Source organism: Bradyrhizobium sp. LjRoot220, from assembly GCF_964252915.1.
Taxonomy (GTDB): domain Bacteria; phylum Pseudomonadota; class Alphaproteobacteria; order Rhizobiales; family Xanthobacteraceae; genus Bradyrhizobium.
Map to the genome: position 1 here is coordinate 112,590 of NZ_CAXUPS020000008.1, position 15,175 is coordinate 127,764.

Annotated in this window: 15 protein-coding genes and 1 pseudogene; 12 read left to right on the forward strand and 4 right to left on the reverse strand. The window is 63.2% G+C overall.

Annotation, left to right across the window (positions count from 1 at the left end; translation table 11 throughout):
• Positions 1-59: 59 nt before the first annotated feature.
• Positions 60-1,118, reverse strand: a complete 1,059-nt coding sequence (locus ACSQ84_RS28155; protein WP_436214988.1) for a polysaccharide deacetylase family protein — start codon at positions 1,116-1,118, stop codon at positions 60-62.
• A 164-nt stretch (positions 1,119-1,282) separates the two neighbouring features.
• Here ACSQ84_RS28155 and ACSQ84_RS28160 point away from each other — a divergent pair, with 164 nt between their 5' ends.
• The 11 genes from ACSQ84_RS28160 to phoB all read left to right on the forward strand — a co-directional run bounded on the left by ACSQ84_RS28160 (position 1,283) and on the right by phoB (position 11,718).
• Positions 1,283-2,677: an OmpA family protein gene (locus tag ACSQ84_RS28160; protein ID WP_436214989.1), complete on the forward strand. Its 1,395-nt coding sequence runs from the start codon at positions 1,283-1,285 to the stop codon at positions 2,675-2,677.
• A gap of 2 nt (positions 2,678-2,679) precedes the next feature.
• Complete coding sequence (locus ACSQ84_RS28165; RefSeq protein ID WP_436214990.1) at positions 2,680-2,976, forward strand: hypothetical protein; 297 nt, start codon at positions 2,680-2,682, stop codon at positions 2,974-2,976.
• Between the two features lie 9 nt (positions 2,977-2,985).
• The gene (locus tag ACSQ84_RS28170; protein WP_436214991.1) at positions 2,986-3,504 is read left to right on the forward strand and encodes a DinB family protein; all 519 of its coding nucleotides are present in this window, start codon (positions 2,986-2,988) and stop codon (positions 3,502-3,504) included.
• 256 nt (positions 3,505-3,760) lie between these two features.
• On the forward strand, positions 3,761-4,816 hold the full coding sequence (locus tag ACSQ84_RS28175; RefSeq protein ID WP_436214992.1) for a lysylphosphatidylglycerol synthase domain-containing protein: 1,056 nt from the start codon (positions 3,761-3,763) through the stop codon (positions 4,814-4,816).
• Between the two features lie 43 nt (positions 4,817-4,859).
• A complete protein-coding gene (locus ACSQ84_RS28180) occupies positions 4,860-6,164 on the forward strand; it encodes an ATP-binding protein (RefSeq protein WP_436214993.1) in 1,305 nt (434 codons plus the stop codon).
• A gap of 140 nt (positions 6,165-6,304) precedes the next feature.
• Complete coding sequence (pstS, locus tag ACSQ84_RS28185) at positions 6,305-7,315, forward strand: phosphate ABC transporter substrate-binding protein PstS (RefSeq protein ID WP_436214994.1); 1,011 nt, start codon at positions 6,305-6,307, stop codon at positions 7,313-7,315.
• Positions 7,316-7,542: 227 nt separating this feature from the next.
• Positions 7,543-8,541 carry a phosphate ABC transporter permease subunit PstC gene (gene pstC / locus ACSQ84_RS28190; protein ID WP_436214995.1) on the forward strand — a complete coding sequence of 333 codons (999 nt, stop codon included), beginning with the start codon at positions 7,543-7,545 and terminating at the stop codon, positions 8,539-8,541.
• Positions 8,542-8,544: 3 nt separating this feature from the next.
• Positions 8,545-9,390, forward strand: coding sequence for a phosphate ABC transporter permease PstA (pstA, locus tag ACSQ84_RS28195; protein WP_436214996.1), 846 nt, complete (start codon positions 8,545-8,547; stop codon positions 9,388-9,390).
• A complete protein-coding gene (pstB, locus tag ACSQ84_RS28200) occupies positions 9,387-10,208 on the forward strand; it encodes a phosphate ABC transporter ATP-binding protein PstB (RefSeq protein ID WP_436214997.1) in 822 nt (273 codons plus the stop codon). The genes pstA and pstB overlap by 4 nt, the downstream gene beginning before the upstream one ends.
• 11 nt (positions 10,209-10,219) lie before the next feature.
• Positions 10,220-10,936 carry a phosphate signaling complex protein PhoU gene (phoU, locus tag ACSQ84_RS28205; protein ID WP_436214998.1) on the forward strand — a complete coding sequence of 239 codons (717 nt, stop codon included), beginning with the start codon at positions 10,220-10,222 and terminating at the stop codon, positions 10,934-10,936.
• A gap of 80 nt (positions 10,937-11,016) precedes the next feature.
• Complete coding sequence (gene phoB / locus ACSQ84_RS28210; RefSeq protein WP_436214999.1) at positions 11,017-11,718, forward strand: phosphate regulon transcriptional regulator PhoB; 702 nt, start codon at positions 11,017-11,019, stop codon at positions 11,716-11,718.
• An 8-nt stretch (positions 11,719-11,726) separates the two neighbouring features.
• Here phoB and ACSQ84_RS28215 read toward each other — a convergent pair whose 3' ends face one another.
• On the reverse strand, positions 11,727-12,305 hold the full coding sequence (locus tag ACSQ84_RS28215; protein WP_436215000.1) for a protocatechuate 3,4-dioxygenase: 579 nt from the start codon (positions 12,303-12,305) through the stop codon (positions 11,727-11,729).
• Between the two features lie 8 nt (positions 12,306-12,313).
• Complete coding sequence (locus tag ACSQ84_RS28220; RefSeq protein WP_436215001.1) at positions 12,314-13,294, reverse strand: tripartite tricarboxylate transporter substrate-binding protein; 981 nt, start codon at positions 13,292-13,294, stop codon at positions 12,314-12,316.
• A 120-nt stretch (positions 13,295-13,414) separates the two neighbouring features.
• Between ACSQ84_RS28220 and ACSQ84_RS28225 the strand changes: the two are divergent.
• Positions 13,415-14,353: pseudogene (locus ACSQ84_RS28225) on the forward strand (LysR family transcriptional regulator).
• A 208-nt stretch (positions 14,354-14,561) separates the two neighbouring features.
• On the opposite strand, the gene ACSQ84_RS28230 reads toward ACSQ84_RS28225, so the two are convergent.
• The gene (locus ACSQ84_RS28230; RefSeq protein ID WP_436215002.1) at positions 14,562-15,071 is read right to left on the reverse strand and encodes a GcrA family cell cycle regulator; all 510 of its coding nucleotides are present in this window, start codon (positions 15,069-15,071) and stop codon (positions 14,562-14,564) included.
• Positions 15,072-15,175 lie beyond the last annotated feature (104 nt).

Sequence of the window (15,175 nt, forward strand, 5' to 3'; positions counted from 1 at the left end):
CGACGGTGGTTATGGGTCCCTGCGCCCGTGCGCAATTGCGCACTAGGCAGGGACGACGGCTAAACCGCGTCGATGCGCCGAAAACCGTTCCACATCGCGGTCGCGGCGCCGGAGGTCAGCACCGGGATGATGCGCTGGTCCTGGTAATTTCCGTTCAGCGAAACCCGCTGCAGCGCGGTCAGATGCGCCGCGGCTTCGGGAAAGATCATGCCCGGCCGGGTCGTCACCGCGGTCTTGAAGCCGGCCGCCTTGGCGAGCGTGAACTCGCGCTGGCCGGCGGCGATCTTGTCGCCATAGGGGTAGGCGAGGTGCAGCACCGGACGTTGCAGCGCCGCCTCGATCCGGGCGCGGCTGGTGGCGATTTCGAAACTGGCGGTCGCCTCGGTCTGCTTCGCCAGATTGCAATGCGTGATGGTATGCGCGCCGATGGTGACCAGGGGATCGTCCGCAAACGCCTTCAACTCGTCCCAGGACATGCAGAGGTCGCGCGCGATCCTTGTCTCATCCACATCATACCGCGTGCATAGCGCGGAAATTTCGCGCTGCACGTCCAGCTCGCCCGGAAGGGTACGCAGCCACTCGTGCAGCCGCTCGAAAGCGGCCAGCTTGGCTGCCGGCGTCGACGTATCGAGACGGGTAACCACACCGCCAATCGGCACCTCGATCGCGGAGGCCTTGGCGAGCGTCAGCTCCATCGCAACCCACCACAACCGGCCGGTGCCTTCGGCGAAATCGCTGGTCACGTAGACCGTCATGGGTGCGTCGAATTCACGCATCACGGGCAATGCGAAATCGCGGTTGTCGCGGTAGCCGTCGTCGAACGTGAAGCAGGCGAAGCGCCGCGCGAAACTGCCCTGGGAGAGCCGCGCATGGGCCTCGTCCATGGTGACGAGGTCGACGTCGAGGGACCGCAGATGCGCCAGCACGGCGCGCAGGAAGTCCGGTTCGACCTCGAGATGATAATTGGGCTGGAATTCCACGTCGCGGCGCGGGCGCACATGGTGCAGCATGAAAATAGCGCCGACACCTGCGAAGATTGGTCGCAGCAGATAGTGCGCACCGGAGAAGTACAGCGCTTCCAGTCCGGCGCGGATAACGGTGTTGCGGAGCATTTTCATCAGGGCTTGCCGCCTGTTTCATTACGATTCGAACTTAGCGACAGACCGTTGAAGAAACGGTTAGCTGGGCAAATATCCGCACCCTGACGCTTCTGTGTTATTTCGGGTTTGACAGCCCCGCAAGGGTTTGTTTTCTCTCTGTTCCCGGACCCTTAGGAACTCGAATGCACGGACTTTTCAGGTGGAGCGGCAAATGGTGGCCGGGCGTGATTGTGCTCGCCGTCTTTTGGGCTCTCGCCGCCTGGACCAGCACCGAACCGCTGGAAGCCGACGTGGCGCAGCGCGCGACCACGGCGCTCAAGGATACCGTCCTCGACAAAAGGCGAATAGCGGTCGCGGGCCGCGACGTGACGCTTGCGGCCGAAGCCTTCTCGGAAGAGGGCCGGCTCAACGCGGTCGCGTCGGTGGAAGCGGTGCCGGGCGTGCGGCTGGTCAACGACGAAACCCGGCTCGTCCCCGAAGCCAGGCCGTTCGTCTGGTCGGCTGAACGCGACGTTGTCCGGGTGACGCTGGGCGGCGGTGCGCCGCTGCCGTCAAGCAAGAACAAGCTGATGGAAGCCGCGCGCGCCATGCTCGGCGGCGTCGAAGTCTCCGATCGCATGAACCTGGCGCGTGGGGCGCCGCAGCGCTTCGACAGCGCCGCGCTGTTGTTGCTCGATCAGATCGCAAAACTGAAAGATGGAAAGATCACGCTGTCGGACAACAAGGTCACGCTGTCCGGGATGGCGCGTGAGCTTGGCGGCCGGGAAGCCATCGCCGCCGCGCTGAAAAATCTCCCGGAGGGCTATTCGGTCGCTGCCAACGACGTCAAGGCGCCGCCATACGTCTTCCAAGCCTACAAGGATCCGGTCGCGGTGACGCTGACGCTGACCGGCTATGTACCCGATAACAATGTCCATGCGGCGCTGGTGGCGGCGGCGGGCCGCAAATTCTTCAGCGAGAAAGTCGTCGATAATCTGAAGGCGAGCGTCGGTGCGCCCGCAGGATTTGCCGCGGCCGTCGTGCCGGCACTCGGTGCGCTGTCGCGGCTGTCGACCGGGACGCTCGTGGTCAGCGACCGCGAGGTGAAACTGTCGGGCGATGCGCTTTACGAGGCGGCCGCGACCCAGATCCGCGCCGGCCTCGGCAAGGAGTTTCCGCAAGGCTGGCAATTCAAGCCTGAAATCTCGGTCAAGCCGACCGCGGCGCCGGTCGACCCTACGGTCTGCCAGCAGCTGTTCACCGATCTGCTCGGCAAGGCCCGGATCCGGTTCGAGTCCGGCAAGGCCGACATCGTGGCGGATTCCGCCGGGTTGCTCGACCGGCTGATCGAGACGGCATTGCGCTGCCCGAACGCCAACATCGAGGTCGCCGGACATACCGATGCCGACGGCGAGGAAACCGCCAATCAGGCGCTCTCGGAGAAGCGTGCGCAGGCCGTCACCGATTACCTGATCAGGGCAGGGCTGCCGGCGAACCGCTTCACGTCGATCGGCCATGGCAGCGCGCAGCCGATCGCCGGCAATGATTCCGACCAGGGCAAGGCGCAGAACCGCCGCATCGACTTCGTGGTGAGGTAAGCATGACCAATCTGGCAACATTCTTCTGGGGCTGGCTGTTGGCGTCGCTGCTGCTGGGGCTGGCAATGGGCTGGATTTCCGTGGTTCAGCACGGCGAGGGCGTGTCGAAAAAAGCGAAGCGGTGGCTGGCGGCGTTGGCGGTGGTGCTGGTTGCCGCCGCGCTGTCGCGGGTGGTCCCGGGCCGGTTCGGCTATTGGCTCGACCTCGGCCTGGTCATGTTCGCGCTCTATCTTTGCGGCTGCGCGGTGGGATCGTGGCTGCGGGACTGGGTGGTCTCGCGCAGCGCGCCTGCGGCTTGAGATTCTCCCATGAGTCTGTCAGCCCATTATCAAATGTTCGGTCGCTACAATGCCTGGGCCAACACGCGGCTGTACGATGCAGCGGCGCGGCTTGGCCGCGAACAATATCGCGCCGATCGTGGCGCCTTTTTCAAATCGGTCCACGGCACGCTCAATCATCTGCTGGCGACCGATCGGATCTGGATGCAGCGGTTCACCGGTACGGGCAAGGCGCCGGACCGGGTGGATGCCATCCTGTTCGAGACGCTCGACGAACTTCGCCCGGCGCGCGAAGCCGAGGACCGGCGAATCGTCGATTTTGTCGATGGGCTGGACGATGCCCGGATTGCCGGTACGATCAGATACCGCCGGGTCTCGACACCGGAAGTATTCGAGCAGCCTCTGGCGTCGGCCTTGGCGCATTGGGTGAATCACCAGACCCATCACCGCGGCCAGATTCATGCGCTATTGACGGGTCTCGTCGGCCAGGCGCCGGAGCTCGATCTGTTGTTCTATCAGCGGCTTTCGGCCAAATCCGATGTTGGATAGTGCGCCGCGGCCGGGTTCACCTGCCAGTGACCGGACCGGCCGGTGTGTTAGAACCCGCTCTGGGCGCGCAGAATGCAGCAAATCTGTGCATCCGCTGTCATCAATTCCGCCTAATAGGTTGAAGAAGCGCGTTTTATTGTCGTTAGACGAATTCCACTCCGGGCCAAAACGCGCTACCAGAGGGCCCAGGGAGCAGCGGAGCGTCGGCGGGATTCGCACCGTTGCCGTCGTCGCGAGATCGCAATTCGAGGTCTAGATGCTGGAAGCAATACGCAGGGCGATTACGTTTCTGCGCCAGAAGCAGGTCCTGCATAAGCTCGGGGTTGTGATCAGTATCGCGGTCATCGGAACCGCGTGCTACGTCCTTTATCACATGCTGCGTGGCATCGACTCCAACGAGGTGATCGAGGCCATCAAGAGCACCGAGCTGCGCCAGATCGTGCTGGCGGCGCTGTTCGTGGCCGCGGGTTACTTCACGCTGACCTTTTACGATCTGTTCGCGGTGCGGGCGATCGGCCACACCCACGTCCCCTACCGCATCACCGCGCTTGGCGCCTTCACCTCCTATTCGATCGGCCACAATGTCGGCGCCAGTGTCTTCACCGGCGGCGCGGTGCGCTACCGGATCTACTCGGCCTGGGGCCTGAACGCGATCGACGTCGCCAAGATCTGCTTTTTGGCCGGGCTCACCTTCTGGCTCGGCAATGCCGCCGTGCTCGGATTGGGCATCGCCTATCATCCGGAAGCCGCGGCTTCGATCGATCAGTTGCCGGCCTGGCTCAATCGCGCTCTGGCGTTTGCGATTATCGCCGGCCTGGTCGGCTATGTGGTCTGGGTCTGGACCCAGCCCCGCAGCGTCGGCCGCGGCCCGTGGAGCGTGACGCTTCCGGGCGGGCCGCTGACGCTGCTGCAGATCGGCATCGGCATCGTCGATCTCGGGTTCTGCGCGCTGGCGATGTATATGCTGGTGCCGGACGAGTCCAATGTCGACTTTATCTTCGTTGCGGTGATCTTCGTCTCGGCGACGCTACTGGGTTTCGCCAGCCATTCCCCTGGCGGGCTCGGCGTCTTCGATGCCGCCATGCTGGTCGGCCTCTCGCAGATGGACCGGGAGGACCTGCTGGCCGGGATGCTGCTGTTCCGGGTCCTCTATTATATTGCGCCTTTTGTCATATCTGTAATCTTGCTGACGCTTCGGGAGGTTATCCTCGGTGCGCGGTCGAAGCGCCTGCGCCAGTTGACGCCTGGCCCCGACGCCGAGCCGAGACGCGAGGCCGTCTATGTGCGCGAGCGTGGCGACACCGGCGCCTGAAAACGCGCAAAAGGCCTGAAAGACAGAGGGAACAAAGCCAACGATGGCGATAGACGATTCCTCCTCTTCCTCCTCCTATTTTGCCCCGTGGTCGGACCGGCTACGGCATTCGGCCATCATCCTGCTGGTCGCGGGCCTCGCTCTGTCGGTATTCGTTGCGACCGGCGAACTCGGGGTCGCGCGCGCCGTCGCGGCCTTCATCTGCATCGCCGCCGCGGCGCTGGTGCCGTGGCGGCTGCATGACAGGGTGACCTCGCGCGAAGACGTTCGCGGCGTCAATCCGGTCGAAGCCGCCGCCGTCAACGCCGTGGTGGCCGGCATGCCGGATCCGGCCGTGCTGCTCGACCGCGCCGGCCGCGTCCTGCATCTCAATGCGGCGGCCGCCCAGCTCGCGCCCGCGCTGCGCAAGAACGAACTGGCCCAGTTCGCGCTGCGCTCGCCCGAAATCATCACCGCGCTGCGCGAGGCGATCGCGACCACCGAACCGCGCCGCGCGACCTATCTCGACCATGTGCCGGTCGACCGCTGGATGGAGCTGATCATCACGCCGGTACCGGTGCCGACGCTGTTCGGCGGCACTGACAAATGCATGCTGATGACGTTCCACGACCAGACGCCGCTGCGCCGGGTCGAGGAAATGCGCGCCGATTTCGTCGCCAATGCCAGCCACGAACTGCGCACGCCGCTTGCCGCATTGTCCGGCTTCATCGATACGCTGCAGGGGCCGGCCAAGGATGACGTCAAGGCGCGCGAGCGCTTTCTCGGCATCATGCACGCGCAGGCGACGCGCATGGCGCGGCTGATCGACGATCTGCTGTCGCTGTCGCGGGTCGAATTGTCGGCGCATGTTCGCCCCGACACCTCGGTCGACATCGTGCCGATCATCCGCCAGGTCGCCGATGGGCTGGAACCGCTGGCGCACGAACGCCAGGTGGTGATCGAGATCGATCTGCCGGAGGCGCCGGTGACGATCGCGGGCGACCGCGAGGAGCTGCTGCGGCTGTTCGAAAATCTGATCGAGAACGCGCTCAAATATGGCGCGTCCGGCGGCAAGGTCATCGTTTCGCTGGTGCAGGCGAACTCTACCGACGGCACGCCGGAAGTGCGCGTCCTGGTGCGCGATTTCGGGCCCGGAATTGCCCCGGAACACCTGCCGCGGCTGACCGAGCGGTTCTACCGGGTCGATGTCGGCGACAGCCGGGCGCAGGGTGGAACCGGGCTCGGTTTATCCTTGGTGAAACATATTGTTAACCGTCATCGCGGACGGCTTTTGATCGAAAGCGTGCCCAAAAACGGCGCCACTTTTACCGCCTGTTTCCCCCAGGCCAAGCCCCCGGTGGCGGTATAAAGTTTAGCGATTTCAATCGCTTGCGACTGTCATCCAACTGTCATCGAACCTTCGTAAAAGCTCTATCGACCGCACCTAAATGGGCGGCGTGAGCGCGATCGGGCGTAACAGGCGCTTCGCTCACCAGATGGAGACCAGCCATGAATTTCATCAAGACAATCGTCGCGGCAGGCCTCGTGGCCGCCTCGACGTCGGCGTTTGCGGCCGACATCACCGGCGCCGGCGCCACCTTCCCATTCCCGCTCTATTCCAAGTGGGCCGATGCCTACAAGAAAGAGACCGGCAATGGTCTGAACTATCAGTCGATCGGTTCGGGCGCCGGCATCAAGCAGATCATCGCGAAGACCGTCACCTTCGGTGCCAGCGACATGCCCCTCAAGCCGGAGCAGCTTGACAAGGAGGGCATGATTCAGTGGCCGCAGGCGATGGGCGCCCTGGTGCCGGTCGTCAATCTCGAAGGCATCAAGCCGGGCGAACTGGTATTCTCCGGCGAATTGCTCGGCGACATCTATCTCGGCAAGGTCAAGAAGTGGGACGATCCCGCGATTGCCAAGCTCAATCCGAAAGTGAAGCTGCCGAGCGACGCCATCACCGTGGTGCGCCGTTCGGACGGTTCCGGCACGACCTTCATCTGGACCGACTTCCTTTCGAAAACCAATGCCGAGTGGAAGACCAAGGTCGGGGCCGGTACGGCGGTTGAATGGCCGGCAGGCGTCGGCGCCAAGGGCAATGAAGGCGTGGCGGGCAATGTCGGTCAGACCAAGAATTCGATCGGCTATGTCGAATACGCCTATGCCAAGCAGAACAAGCTGACCCACGCCGGGGTGATCAACAAGGCGGGCAAGGCCGTGCAGCCCACCATTGGGGCATTCCAGGCCGCAGCCGCCAACGCCGACTGGACCAGCGCCAAGAACTACTTCGTGATCCTCACCGACCAGCCCGGTGAAGCGTCCTGGCCGATTACCGGTGCGACCTTCATCCTGATGCACAAGGACCCCACCGACAAGGCGGCCGCCAAGGAAGCCATCAAGTTCTTCACCTGGGCTTTCGCGAAGGGCGACAAGATGGCTGAGGAACTCGACTACATTCCGATGCCGGACTCGGTGGTCAAGATGATCGAAAAGACCTGGTCTTCCGACATCAAGAGCTAAGCCGCGAACACGAGCCGGGCCGCGTTCCGGCCTGGCGACAATGGGAGCGTGCTCCCACTTTACCCAACTCGGGTCTCCCGGGTTGGGTCTTTCCCTCCGGGCGGGAGGGCGAGTGCGGGCGTGTCTGGTTACCAGAGACTTGGTTGACCAGAGGTCTGGTTGAAAAGTCCGGTGCAAAACCGGCACCGGATCCGGGGCGGTTGGGTTATAAAGTACAGGGGATTGGCGTGGCAGACATGGCCGTTCAGCGCGACGTGATGGAAGCTGCAGGACCCTACGATCGTGCCAGGGCCCTCGGCGCTTTCAAGCTCGGCGACATCACATTTTACTGGATCACCCGCGCCTGCGCGATTTCGGTCCTGCTCATCCTCGGCGGCATCATCGTCTCCCTGATTGCGGGCGCCTGGCCGGCGATCAAGGAATACGGCTTCTCCTTCCTGTTCACCTCGCGCTGGGCGCCTTCCAACGATCCGCCGGTCCTCGGCGCGCTCGGCCCGATCTATGGCACCCTGGTCACGTCCGTGGTCGCGATGATGATCGCCATTCCGGTCGGGCTCGGCATTGCGATCTTCCTCACCGAGCTTTGTCCGCAGTGGCTGCGCCGCCCGATCGGCATTGCCGTGGAATTGCTCGCCGGCATCCCCTCGATCATCTACGGCATGTGGGGCTTCTTCGTGCTCGGCCCGTTCATGGCCGATCATTTTCAGCCGTTCATGATCAAGGTGTTCGACGGCGTTCCGGTGCTCGGCACGATCTTCGCCGGTCCGCCGTCCTATCTCAGCCTGTTCAACGCCTCGCTGATCCTCGCGATCATGGTGCTGCCCTTCATCACCGCGATTTCGGTCGACGTGTTCAAGACGGTGCCGCCGGTGCTCAAGGAAGCCGCCTACGGCGTCGGCTGCACCACCTGGGAAGTCGTCCGCAACGTCGTGATTCCCTACACCCGTGTCGGCGTCATCGGCGGCATCATGCTGGCGCTGGGCCGCGCGCTCGGCGAAACCATGGCGGTGACGTTCATCATCGGCAATGCCTTCAAGATCACGGGTTCGGTGTTTTCGCCGGGCACCACGATCTCGGCGGCTATCGCCTCCGAATTCGCCGAAAGCGACGGGCTGCATCAGTCCGGCCTGATCCTGCTCGGCCTCCTGCTGTTCGTGCTGACCTTCTTCGTGCTGGCGTCCGCGCGGCTGATGCTGTCGCGGCTGGAAAAGAAGGCGGGGAACTGAACCATGAATTCGATTTATCGATCCCGCCGCCGCGCCGACGTCATCATCAAGCTCCTGTGCCTCAGCGCCGCGATTTTTGGCGTCACCTGGCTGGGGCTGATCCTGTTCACGCTGTTCTATAACGGCCTCGCGGGTCTGAACCTGCAGGTCTTCACCCAGAATACCCCGCCGCCCGGCTCAACCGATGGCGGCCTGCTCAATGCGATTGTCGGCTCGATCATCATGACCGTGATCGGCGTTGGCATCGGCGCGCCGCTCGGCCTGTTCGCCGGCACCTATCTCGCCGAATATGGCAGGAACGACAAGCTCACCTCGGTGATCCGTTTCATCAACGACATCCTGCTCAGCGCGCCCTCGATCATCATCGGTCTGTTCGTCTATGGCGCCATCGTGGTGCCGATGGGCGGCTTCTCGGCCTTTGCCGGCTGCCTGGCGCTGGCCGTGATCGTGATCCCCGTGGTGGTGCGCACCACCGAGGACATGTTGCTGCTGGTACCCAATCCGCTGCGCGAAGCGGCATCCGCGCTCGGCCTGCCGCGCTCGCTCGTCATCAAGCGGATCGCCTATCGTGCGGCCCGCGCCGGCCTCATCACCGGCGTGCTGCTGGCTACCGCCCGCGTCGCCGGCGAAACCGCGCCGCTGCTGTTCACCGCGCTGTCGAACCAGTTCTTCAGTCTCGACCTGACCAAGACGATGGCGAACCTGCCGGTCACCATCAACAATTTCGTGCAGAGCCCCTACGAATACTGGAAGCAGCTCGCCTGGAGCGGGGCCCTGCTCATCACCCTCACCGTACTTGCCCTGAATATTGGCGCCCGCATCCTCGGCGCCGAGAGGACAGCAAAATGAACGATCTCTCTGTATCCGTCAGTTCCGCGAACGGACCCGTTCCCCAGGTCACGCTGCCCGACGCGCCGCCGAAGGTTACCGCGCGCGGCCTGAATTTCTACTATGGCGAACACCACGCGCTGAAGAACATCAACCTCGCGCTCGGCACCCATCGGGTTACCGCCTTCATCGGGCCGTCCGGCTGCGGCAAGTCCACGCTGCTGCGGATCTTCAACCGGATGTACGATCTTTATCCGGGCCAGAAGGCGACCGGGCAATTGATGCTCGACCAGACCAACGTTCTGGACCCCAAGCTCGATCTCAATCTGCTGCGCGCCCGCGTCGGCATGGTGTTCCAGAAGCCGACGCCGTTTCCGATGACGATCTACGAGAACATCGCGTTCGGCATCCGCCTGTACGAGAAGATCTCGAAATCAGAGATGGACGGCCGCGTCGAAAAGGCGTTGCGTGGCGGGGCGCTGTGGAACGAGGTCAAGGACAAGCTGAATGCCTCGGGCCTCAGCCTGTCCGGCGGCCAGCAGCAGCGGCTCTGCATCGCCCGCACGGTCGCGGTGCGCCCGGAAGTGATCCTGTTCGACGAGCCCTGCTCGGCGCTGGATCCGATCTCGACCGCCAAGGTCGAGGAACTGATCCAGGAGTTGGCGGAGGATTACACCATCGCCATCGTGACCCATAATATGCAGCAGGCGGCGCGCGTCTCCGACAAGACCGCCTTCATGTATCTCGGCGAACTGGTCGAGTTCGACGACACCAACAAGATTTTCACCTCGCCGGGCGATCGACGCACCCAGGACTACATCACCGGCCGGTTCGGTTGAGGAGATAACACATGGTTTCTGAACACACCGCCAAGGCGTTCGACAGCGACTTGCAGGAACTGACCCGCCTCGTCGCCGAGATGGGCGGCCTCGTCGAACGCATGATCACCGAATCCGTCGATGCCTTGATCCGCCGCGACGTCGCGCTCGGCAAGCGCGTCGTCGCTTCCGACGTCGAAATCGACCGCCTGCAGCACGCGATCGAGGAACGCGCGGTGCTGACGATTGCGCGCCGCCAGCCGATGGCGGTCGACCTGCGCGAGATCGTCGGCGCCATGCGGGTGGCCACCGATCTGGAGCGGATCGGCGACCTCGCCAAGAACATGGGCAAGCGGGTCGCGGCGCTGGAGAACGATTTCCAGCCGCTGAAGCTGATCCGCGGCCTCGAACACATGACCGATCTGGTGCAGTCGCAGGTCAAGTCGGTGCTCGACGCCTATGCCTCGCACGATCTGCCGGCGGCGATGGCGGTCTGGAAGGGCGACGAGGAAGTCGACGCCATCTGCACCTCGCTGTTCCGCGAACTGCTGACCTACATGATGGAAGATCCGCGCAACATCTCGTTCTGCATCCATTTGATGTTCTGCGCCAAGAACATCGAACGGATCGGCGACCACTCCACCAATATCGCCGAGACCGTGTTCTACATGATCGAAGGCCAGCAGATGCTCGACAAGCGTCCGAAGGGCGACATGACCAATTTCGCCACCACGGTGCCAGGCAACTAAAGCGGAACTAACAGCGTAACCAGAAACGTTCGCATACGGCAATCGCGTCAAGGTATTTGGATATCAAGAGGCTCATATAGATGAACGCACGCATTCTGGTGGTTGAAGACGAGGAGGCGCTGACCACGCTTCTGCGCTACAACCTCGATGCCGAAGGCTATGAGGTCGAAACCGTCGGCCGCGGCGATGACGCCGACACACGGCTAAAGGAGCGCGTGCCCGACCTGATCGTGCTGGACTGGATGCTGCCGGGCCTGTCCGGCATCGAGCTGTGCCGGCGCTTGCGGGCGCGGCCGGAGACCAAGACGCTGCCGATCATCATGCTGACTGCGCGCGGCGAGGAAAGCGAGCGGGTGCGGGGGTTGGCTACCGGCGCCGACGACTACATCGTCAAACCCTTTTCGGTGCCGGAACTCCTGGCGCGGGTGAAAGGCCTGTTGCGGCGGGCAAGCCCGGAGCGGCTCGCCACCGTGCTGACCTATGGCGACATCGAACTCGATCGCGAAAAGCGCCGCGTCGCGCGCTCGGGCCGCCCGATCGATCTCGGCCCGACCGAATATCGCCTGCTGGAGTTTTTCCTGGAACATCCCGGCCGCGTGTTCAGCCGCGAGCAGCTGCTCGACAGCGTCTGGGGCCGCGACATCTATATCGACGAGCGTACCGTCGACGTCCATATCGGCCGCCTGCGCAAATTGCTCAATCCCGGCCGCGAGCAGGACCCGATCCGCACCGTGCGCGGCGCCGGCTACGCGCTGGACGACCGGTTTGCGAAGGTGGAGTAGGGCACGGCTTAGCCCCGTACCAGAACAATATCGAAATTCAGCACGCGGTGGCCGGATCCTCCTTCCGACGGAACCGGCTTTGCGATCAACAAATCCGGACGCAGCGCGGCGTTGAGCAGCCTGTCGCAGGCATTGAGCGGTTCGTCCGGAAAATACATCTGGGTGATCAGCCGTTCGAACCGGCCGTGAACCTCGAAGTGGATGTGCGGCGGCCGCATCCAGTCCAGGCCTGCCGGATAGGCGCCGGGCTTTACGGTCTTGATCCGGTAGATGCCGTCGTCATCGGAACGAATGCCGATGCAGCCGACAAAGTGTGGGTCGAGTGGCGCCGGATTGGGGTCGTTGGCGTGCACGTATCGGCCAAACGTATTGGCCTGCCAGATTGTGACAGGGACGCCGCGGACAGGCTCGCCATCGAGATTGAGTATCTTCCCGGTGACTTCGATGATCTCGCCCCGCGCCAGCCCGTCGATCCCGTTGACTGAGGTCAGGTCGGCTTGCGGGACCGGCGTATGGCCTGTCGGGAAGTAGGGACCGAGAATCTGGTCCGGTGTCCGGTGTCGGCGCGTGTTGGTTGAGATGGACATGGTGCGCCTCAATCTTCCGGCGCAAAGCCGGAGGCCCTCACGATCGGCCCCCAGCGGTCAAAATCGGATCTGACCAGCTGCGCAAATTGCTGCGGCGTTTCGCCGGCAGGGTCCATTGAAAGCCTGGCCAAGGCGGTTTTGAAGCTGCCGGCACTCACGGCGGCACGGATCGCCGCATTGAGGCGTTTCACCGTTTCGGCCGGCGTATGGGCCGGAACGAAGATGCCGAACCATTCAATCGCTTCCAGCGCCGGATATCCTGCTTCCCGGACCGTCGGCACATCGGGAAGCAGTGGCGATCGCTGTGGCCCGGTTGTCGCCAGCGCTCGAATGGCGCCGGATTGCACGTGTGGAAGCGCGGTCCCGATTGGATAGATCGTTGCGGCAATTCGACCGCCCGTCAGATCCTGGATGCCGCCCGGGCCGCCATAGGGCAGATGCACGAATTCGAAGCCAGCCGCCTTGGCCAGCGTCACGCCGGTGAAATGCAGCATCGAACCAGCCGCAGCCGTGCCATAGGTCGCCTGCTTCGGATTGGCCGCGCACCATTTGGCGAAGTCGGGCATCGTTCTGACGTCGGCCGGCACCATCGGACCCACGGTGATCAGAAACGGAAACGAGCAAACCGTGGAGACCGGAACGAAATCCTTGAACGCGTCGTAGCCAAGCGTCTTGTAGACATGGGGGAATACGGCGACGCTGGAGGCAGGCGTCAGGATCATCGCCGTGCCGTCGGCCGGGCTGTTCTTCAGCGCTCCGAGCGCGAGACGCCCGCCGGCGCCGGGACGATTTTCGACGATGAAGGAAGGGGCGTCATGCTTCATTCCCTCCACGAGCAGTCTGGCGATCACGTCGATCGCGCCCCCGGCGCCGAAGCCCACCAGCATGCGCGAGACGGTCTCAGCGGCCGCCATCCGGATCGCATCGGGGATGATGGCGGCGATACCGCCGGCGCACGCCAGCGATACGAACCTTCGTTTTGTGATCATGTGATCATCCTCATGGGGCTGTCGATCATCATCGAAACCGCCGCCACTCTGGTCCTCCCGACCATTATCTGGTAGACCGAAAACCGCGACATCCCTGTAACTACTGGGTTAAGGCTCGCGATGGACTGGTCGGATCGAATTGGCCGTCGCCTCAAGCTGCGCGACCTTCATATCCTGATGGCGGTCGCCGACACCGGTAGCATGGCGAAGGCCGCCGCCAGGCTCAGCATTTCCCATCCCGCCGTTTCCAAGGCGATATCCGAAATCGAAGGCACGCTCGGCGTGCGATTGTTCGATCGCGGCTCGCGGGGCGCCGAACTCACGGCCTATGGCGAGGTGCTGCTTCGATGCGGAATCAATGTCTTCGACGAGATGCAGCAGGGCCTTCGCTCGCTGGAATATCTGTCTGATCCAAATTCGGGCGAAGTGAGGCTCGGATGCACCGACATCATTCTGCACAGCCTAGTGCCTCCCATTGTGGGGAGATTTTCCAGGCAACATCCCGGTGTTCAGCTTGACGTCAGGCTCACCAATCCGGGCGACCATCAGATCCAGGAGCTGCGCGAGCGCAAGATTGATCTGCTGATCACGCGAGCCACCGGCCAGCAGGACGACTTCCATTCCGAAGTCCTGTTCGATGAGCCGTTTGTCTTCGTTGTGGGGTAACAGAGTGAATTGGCGCGAAAGCGCCGAATTGCTCTCAAGGATATCGTCGAGGGCAACTGGGTCCTGCCACCCTACGACAGCGCGCCGGGTGCTCTGGTTGCCGAGGTGTTTCGCGCCAATGATTTTTCGCCGCCGAAGCCGTTGGTCAAAACCATAGCAATTCAGCTCACGGTGTCGCTCATTGCCAGCGGCGAATTTGTCGGAATCCTGCCGGCGTCGGTCGCGGCGCTGAGCGCGCATCAGGCCGCCTTGAAGGTTTTACCGCTGAAATCCTCCGGACCTCGGATTTCGGCCGAAATCGTATTCCTGAAAAATCGAACACTCAGCCCCGCGGTGGAGGCGTTTATCAATTGCGCGCGGGAGGTCACCAAATCACTTGTCCGCGCACCGTGAAGGGCGGCGGTGATGCGCTGGATGACCGGTTTTGCGAAGGTGGAGTAGGGCGCGGCGCAGATACATCCGCGTCGTCCCGGCGAACGCCGGGACCCATAACCACAAATCTTGATTGTTTTAAAAGCTGGAGCACCAGCTAAGCATAACCACTGCTATCGGTGGTTATGGGTCCCGGCTCAAGGCCGGGACGACATCAGTGAGCGTCGCCTTACCGCGTCGGCTTCGGTGCCGGACGGCGGCGATCGGAGGCCGGCTGATAGGCGATGCGCGAGTGATGTGCGCAATAGGGCAGGCTGTTGAGCGCCTTGCCGCCGCAGAAAAAGAATTCCGAGCTCGAGGGGTCGCCGATCGGCCAGTGGCAGGTGGCCTCGTTCAGCTCGAGCAGCGTCAGGCGCTGGCTCATCGGCACCACATTGTCGTAGGCGACCGGATCCGGCTCCATCTCCACGTCGAAGGCATGGGCCAGCGCGGTGTTGCCGCGCGACACCGGACGCGCCACCCGCATCATCTGCGGGGCGGGGCGGGCCTTGCGCTGCCGCGGCGCGGCCGAGGAGGGGCTTTTGGCGCGGCCGGAAAGGCCGAGCCGGTGAACCTTGCCGATCACCGCATTTCGCGTCACATTTCCAAGTTCCGCGGCGATCTGGCTGGCGGAAAGTCCGCCCTCCCAGAGTTTCTTAAGCTGCTCGACGCGATCGTCCGACCAGGTCAATACCGTCATCGCATTTTCCCTTCGCACAGAGCCGGCCAAACCGGGGGCAGCGCTGGCGATGCCAATTCTCAAAAATCCCAGCGGGCAGAATCCCTTAGCCCTCGCCGGGCGCG

Bases quoted from the DNA above. Each gene is read 5' to 3' on its own strand.
- ACSQ84_RS28155 (WP_436214988.1), bottom strand. From the start codon at position 1,118: ATGAAAATGCTCCGCAACACCGTTATCCGCGCCGGACTGGAAGCGCTG.
- ACSQ84_RS28160 (WP_436214989.1), top strand. From the start codon at position 1,283: ATGCACGGACTTTTCAGGTGGAGCGGCAAATGGTGGCCGGGCGTGATT.
- ACSQ84_RS28165 (WP_436214990.1), top strand. From the start codon at position 2,680: ATGACCAATCTGGCAACATTCTTCTGGGGCTGGCTGTTGGCGTCGCTG.
- ACSQ84_RS28170 (WP_436214991.1), top strand. From the start codon at position 2,986: ATGAGTCTGTCAGCCCATTATCAAATGTTCGGTCGCTACAATGCCTGG.
- ACSQ84_RS28175 (WP_436214992.1), top strand. From the start codon at position 3,761: ATGCTGGAAGCAATACGCAGGGCGATTACGTTTCTGCGCCAGAAGCAG.
- ACSQ84_RS28180 (WP_436214993.1), top strand. From the start codon at position 4,860: ATGGCGATAGACGATTCCTCCTCTTCCTCCTCCTATTTTGCCCCGTGG.
- pstS (WP_436214994.1), top strand. From the start codon at position 6,305: ATGAATTTCATCAAGACAATCGTCGCGGCAGGCCTCGTGGCCGCCTCG.
- pstA (WP_436214996.1), top strand. From the start codon at position 8,545: ATGAATTCGATTTATCGATCCCGCCGCCGCGCCGACGTCATCATCAAG.
- pstB (WP_436214997.1), top strand. From the start codon at position 9,387: ATGAACGATCTCTCTGTATCCGTCAGTTCCGCGAACGGACCCGTTCCC.
- phoU (WP_436214998.1), top strand. From the start codon at position 10,220: ATGGTTTCTGAACACACCGCCAAGGCGTTCGACAGCGACTTGCAGGAA.
- phoB (WP_436214999.1), top strand. From the start codon at position 11,017: ATGAACGCACGCATTCTGGTGGTTGAAGACGAGGAGGCGCTGACCACG.
- ACSQ84_RS28215 (WP_436215000.1), bottom strand. From the start codon at position 12,305: ATGTCCATCTCAACCAACACGCGCCGACACCGGACACCGGACCAGATT.
- ACSQ84_RS28220 (WP_436215001.1), bottom strand. From the start codon at position 13,294: ATGATCACAAAACGAAGGTTCGTATCGCTGGCGTGCGCCGGCGGTATC.
- ACSQ84_RS28230 (WP_436215002.1), bottom strand. From the start codon at position 15,071: ATGACGGTATTGACCTGGTCGGACGATCGCGTCGAGCAGCTTAAGAAA.